Annotated in this window: 2 protein-coding genes; one reads left to right on the top strand and one right to left on the bottom strand. The window is 58.0% G+C overall.

Features of this window, described 5'->3' with window-relative positions; all coding sequences use genetic code 11:
- Positions 1 to 169 precede the first annotated feature (169 nt).
- Positions 170 to 301, bottom strand: coding sequence for a hypothetical protein (locus tag NKH52_RS35300; protein ID WP_352658172.1), 132 nt, complete (start codon positions 299 to 301; stop codon positions 170 to 172).
- Positions 302 to 528: 227 nt separating this feature from the next.
- Here NKH52_RS35300 and NKH52_RS35295 point away from each other — a divergent pair.
- Positions 529 to 1,295, top strand: a protein-coding gene (locus NKH52_RS35295; RefSeq protein ID WP_352658169.1) for an IS5 family transposase whose coding sequence is annotated in 2 segments (ribosomal slippage) — positions 529 to 853 and positions 853 to 1,295 — 768 coding nt in all. Because the reading frame shifts where the segments join, the coding sequence is not laid out codon by codon here.
- Positions 1,296 to 1,376: the final 81 nt, after the last annotated feature.

Here is a 1,376-nt window from a genome sequence, read left to right as displayed (position 1 = left end):
CCGAGTTCGATGCAGGCCGATATAGCGCTCGCCATCGGCCGTGACGAAGATCATCGAGCGCGCCGTCGGTGGTTGTCCCACTAGGCCGTGAACTCATAAATGCGGTATGACTGAGATGGGTGTGGAAAGAGGACATCCGCTTCTATAGGGATGGAGGATGGTAGACCCACTACTTCTCACCTTCGTTGCACCAATAGTCGTGATCGTTGCCTCCGCTATTGGCTTGCGGTTCGGTTTCCCCCTTTAGCTCGCCATTCCATTTGATGCCGTTGTTTTCGTGGTGGCCGGGTATTTTCTTCATGAGGGCGTTCAGCAGAGCTGCCTCATTGCTGAAAGCGAATGCATTGGCGCAACAGCCACTGCCTACATCGTCTCCGGCTTCTGGTTCATGGCCGTTGTGACCCTGATCGCCAGCGCTGCCCGCAATTTAAAGAAACAGCGTAAGGGCGCAGGACACAAACCTTGAGCGTCCGCAACAGGTTCCGACTTAGGCTTTCATATTGCGGCGGAATATGATTCAGGCTCCGCATGAGCCGATATGACCTGAACCACTTCGAATGGCGCGTGATCGAGCCGCTGTTGCCCAACAAGCCGCGAGGGGTGCCGCGCGTCGATGATCGGCGGGTGCTAAACGGCATCTTCTGGGTGCTGCGATCCGGTGCGCCTTGGCGCGACCTGCCCGGGCGTTATGGACCGCGCACCACCTGCTACAACCGCTTCGTCCGATGGCGAAAAGCAGGTGTGTGGGACCGCCTCATGGACGCCATCACCAAAGCCCATGACGGCAAGGTGCAGATGATCGATACCTCCATTGTTCGCGTCCATCAGCAGGGTGCGACGGCAAAAAGGGGGGTCGAGATCATTGTCTCGGTCGATCCCGAGGCGGGCTGACAACCAAAATCCATGCTCTTGTCGATGCCAAAGGCAAGCCGATCAAGCTGATGCTCACGGCAGGCCAGATGAGTGACATCGCCTCCGCAGCGGACTTGATCACGGATTTGCCCGAGGGTGCCATGCTGCTCGCCGACAAGGGCTATGATGCCAACGCCTTGCGCAATGTCATCACCAAGCGAAAGGCATGGGCCAACATCCCGCCCAAGGCCAACCGAAAGGACCCAATCTGCTTCAGCCCCTTGCTCTATAAGGCGCGTAACCACGTCGAGCGCTTCTTCAATAGAGCCAAGCAGTTCCGTCGCATCGCGACACGATACGACAAGCTGGCCGAGAACTATCTTGCGGCCCTCAAACTCGTAGCAATCCGCATCTGGCTACGTGGTAATGAGTCTACGTCCTAGGGGTTTGGTGTCGAAGGCGACGCCCTGGGCGTGGATGTCGTGGGCGTAGATCTCGCCGAGCGCGTCGTTCGACACCTTGCC

Origin of the sequence: Mesorhizobium sp. M1066 (assembly GCF_040318635.1) — a bacterium.
GTDB lineage: Bacteria > Pseudomonadota > Alphaproteobacteria > Rhizobiales > Rhizobiaceae > Mesorhizobium.
Note: the sequence above shows the minus strand (reverse complement) of the source record. Positions and strands in the feature narration are given on the sequence as shown.

Bases quoted from the DNA above. Each gene is read 5' to 3' on its own strand.
- NKH52_RS35300 (WP_352658172.1), bottom strand. From the start codon at position 301: ATGAAGAAAATACCCGGCCACCACGAAAACAACGGCATCAAATGGAAT.